Below are 3,399 nucleotides of genomic sequence, written 5' to 3'. Positions count from 1 at the left end.
ACCAGCTTCTTCGGCCCCTGCGCCGTCCGGATCTCCCGGATCTTGAAGTCCATCGCATCCCCTGAGCTGGGGTGTTGCGACGACCACTAGAACGGAAGCCCTTGCCCCAGGGGTGGGCCTGCCGCAGGGCCTGCAGGCCATACCGGGTCAAGAGGCGAGGGGACCCACACACCGCGGGACCCACACACCGCGGGACCCACACACCGCGGGACCCTCACACCGTGGGACCCACGGTCCGGGTGGCAGGTACACCCCGGGATCCGTGATTCGGCTCTGTGTACGCGGACCCGTGCCTGGTTTCACCCCGCCCCGCCCCGCGCAAGCTCTTGGGGCGGTGCGGACACGGGGGAGCCGGGATCCGCGAGGGTCTGGGTCCCTGAGGAGCTACGGCCCCGCACCCCACGCCCCCACGCCTCCGCGCCCCGCCTGCGAAGAGGGTTCCGAGGAGCCCGCGAAGGGGGAGGCACATGACGCACGTCCTGGTGGTCGGAGGCGGGATCGGCGGGCTCGCGACCGCGCTGCTCGCCGCGCGGTACGGGCACACCGTCGAGCTGTTCGAGGGGGACCCGCGCGCCCCCGGGGCGGACCCGGCCGACGCCCTCGACCGAGAGGCGCTCGACCGCGCCTTCTTCGGACGCCACCGGCCCGCCGTCCCGCAGGCGACCCAGCCGCACGCCCTGCTCGGCGCCGCCCGCGCGGTGCTGCGCGCCGAACTGCCCGACGTGTACGCCCGGATGCTGGAGCTCGGCGCGCGGGAGCGGCACGACCTCGACTGGTTCGACGAGCGGCCACCGGCCCGCCCCGGGGACGAGGACCTCGTGACGGTGCAGGCCCGCCGGATCGTGCTGGAGAGCGCCCTCGGCGCCGCCGTCCGCGCCGAGCCGGGCATCACCGCCCACCACGGCGAGCGGGTCCGTGGCCTGGTGGCCGTGCGCGACCGGGCCGGGGCCCCGCCCCGGGTGACCGGCGTCCGGACCGCTTCGGGCAGCCGGGAGGGGGAGCTGACGGTGGCGGCCGGCGGCCGGCGCGGCGACGTGGAGCGATGGCTGGCCGACGCGGGCTGCCGCCCGCCGCTCGTCGAGCGGCACCGGACGGGGCTGGCATACCTGTGCCGCTGGTACCGGCTGCCCGAGGGACGGTCGGACGGGCCGCGGCGGCCGTGGGCGGTGGCGGGCGGGCGGTTCGCGGGCTGCGCGGTCTTCCCCGCCGACAACGGCACCTTCGCCGTGACCCTGTTCGTCCACACCACGGACCCCACCCGCGCCGCCCTGCGCGATCCGGCCGTATTCGAAGCCGCCGCCCGCACGTTCCCACCGGCCGCGGCCTGGCTGGACATCGGCGCGCGGCCGCTGTCGGACGTCATCGCCACCGCGGCGCTCGACAACCGCTGGAGCGCGCTCGCCGACGGGCACGGACCGGTCGTCGTCGGCCTGGTCCCGGTCGGCGATGCCATCACCCACACCAACCCCACCCTCGGCCAGGGTGTGTCCCTGGCCCTGTGGGCCGCCCGCCGGGTGGCCACGACCGTGCACGAGGAGCCCCGCTCGCTCGGCTTCGCCACTGGCTACCTGGCCTGGGCGCGGGCCACCCTGCGGCCCTGGTTCGACTTCCAGGTCGTGGCCGACGCCGCGCTCGACCAGCGCTTCGGGATCGGGGCGCTCGGCGGCACGGCGGCCCCGGCCGCCGCGCCCCGTGAGACGGCGGCCCTCTTCGAGTGCGCGCTCACCGACCCGGTGGTGATGCGGGCCAGGGCCCGGGTCCGGCACCTGGCGGAGACCCCCGCGCGGGCGTACGCGGCCCCCGACGTGAAGGCCCGCGTCGCCCGCTGGCTCGCCGCCCGGCCCGACTACGTCCCGAACGCCGCCGGGCCGGACCGGGCCACCTGGGAGAAGCTCGCGACTCGGTGACGGGACTGCCCGGTGCGTCGCCGCGGGGCGTAGGGGCGTAGGGGCGTAGGCGGGCTGGCGGGGTGGCGTGCTGGCGGGGTGGCGTGCTGGCGTCTCGTAACAGCGTGTTGTGCGTGCCTGTTGTGCGCTTTGTCGTGCGGCCTGTGGTGCACCCTTCGTGCGGTGCTGAAGTGCGGGCCCGTCGTGCCCGCTCACCCGCCGAGGACCTCGGCCAGGTCGTAGCGGGGGACCTCCTCCAGCTGGGCGTACGTGCAGCTGTCGGGCGTGCGGTCGGGGCGCCAGCGGCGGAACTGCGCGGTGTGCCGGAACCGGTCGCCCTCCATGTGGTCGTAGGCGACCTCCACCACGCGCTCGGGGCGCAGCGGGACCCAGGAGAGGTCCTTCTTGCCGGACCAGCGGCTGGGGGCGCCGGGCAGTCGGGCGGCCTCGTGGGCGCTGTCGTCCGTCCAGGCGGCCCACGGGTGGTCCGCCACGTCGTCGAGGCGCAGGGGCTCCAGCTCCTCGACCAGTTCGGCGCGGCGCTTCATCGGGAACGCGGCGCACACGCCGACGTGCTGGAGCGCACCCCGTGCGTCGTACAGGCCGAGCAGCAGCGAGCCGAGCACCGGGCCGCTCTTGTGGAAGCGGTAGCCCGCCACGACGGTGTCGGCGGTCCGTTCGTGCTTGATCTTGAACATCACGCGGGCGTCCGGCCGGTAGGGGAGGTGGAGGGGCTTGGCGACGACCCCGTCGAGCCCCGCTCCCTCGTACCTGTCGAACCACTCCTGGGCGAGTGCGGCGTCGGTGGTGGCCGGGGCCAGGTGTACCGGGGGGCCGGCCGGGCCCAGGGCGTCCGCGAGGGCGGCGCGGCGCTCGGTGAGCGGGGCCGCCCGCAGGTCGGTGTCGCCCAGGGCGAGCAGATCGAAGGCCACGAAGCTGGCGGGGGTCTGCTCGGCGAGCAGGTTCACCCGGGATGCGGCGGGGTGGATGCGCTCGGTCAGCCGGTCGAAGTCCAGTCGACCGTCGTACGCGATCACGATCTCGCCGTCCACGACGCACCGCTCGGGCAGGTTCGCCCGCAGGGCTGCCACCAACTCGGGGAAGTAGCGGGTCAGCGGCTTGCCGGTACGGCTGCCCAGCTCGACCTCGGCGCCGTCGCGGAAGACGATGCAGCGGAAGCCGTCCCACTTGGCCTCGTACTGCATCCCCTCCGGGATCCGGGCCACGGACTTGGCGAGCATCGGCTTGACGGGCGGCATCACCGGCAGGTCCATACGACGATTCTGCGGGGTGGGGGGTGGGGGCGCCTGGTGGGGCGGCTCGCTTCGGGGGCCTGACCGGGGTCGGGGTGGGCTCGCTGCGGGGGCCTGACCCGGGGTCGGGTGGGCTCGCTGCGGGGGCCTGACCCGGGTGGGGGGTGGGCTCGCTTCGCGGGGCCGTCCCGTGGTGTGTGGGTCCCCTCGGCGCTTGACAGGGGCGGCCTGCAGGCCTCCCCCAGCTACCGCTGGGAGGT

2 protein-coding genes are annotated in these 3,399 nt (G+C 75.6%); one reads left to right on the top strand and one right to left on the bottom strand.

All coding sequences use genetic code 11. The annotated features are described in order from the left end of the window. Positions 1-467 precede the first annotated feature (467 nt). Complete coding sequence (locus IF43_RS0135280; protein WP_030210943.1) at positions 468-1,907, top strand: NAD(P)-binding protein; 1,440 nt, start codon at positions 468-470, stop codon at positions 1,905-1,907. A 191-nt stretch (positions 1,908-2,098) separates the two neighbouring features. Here IF43_RS0135280 and IF43_RS0135275 read toward each other — a convergent pair whose 3' ends face one another. Then, positions 2,099-3,160 carry an ATP-dependent DNA ligase gene (locus IF43_RS0135275; protein ID WP_030210942.1) on the bottom strand — a complete coding sequence of 354 codons (1,062 nt, stop codon included), beginning with the start codon at positions 3,158-3,160 and terminating at the stop codon, positions 2,099-2,101. Positions 3,161-3,399: the final 239 nt, after the last annotated feature.

This window comes from Streptomyces sp. NRRL S-87 (assembly GCF_000719335.1).
GTDB lineage: Bacteria > Actinomycetota > Actinomycetes > Streptomycetales > Streptomycetaceae > Streptomyces.
This window is presented reverse-complemented; position numbering and strand designations above follow the sequence as displayed.

Excerpts from the sequence above, each read along its gene's own strand:
- IF43_RS0135280 (WP_030210943.1), top strand. The coding sequence starts at position 468 with ATGACGCACGTCCTGGTGGTCGGAGGCGGGATCGGCGGGCTCGCGACC.
- IF43_RS0135275 (WP_030210942.1), bottom strand. The coding sequence starts at position 3,160 with ATGGACCTGCCGGTGATGCCGCCCGTCAAGCCGATGCTCGCCAAGTCC.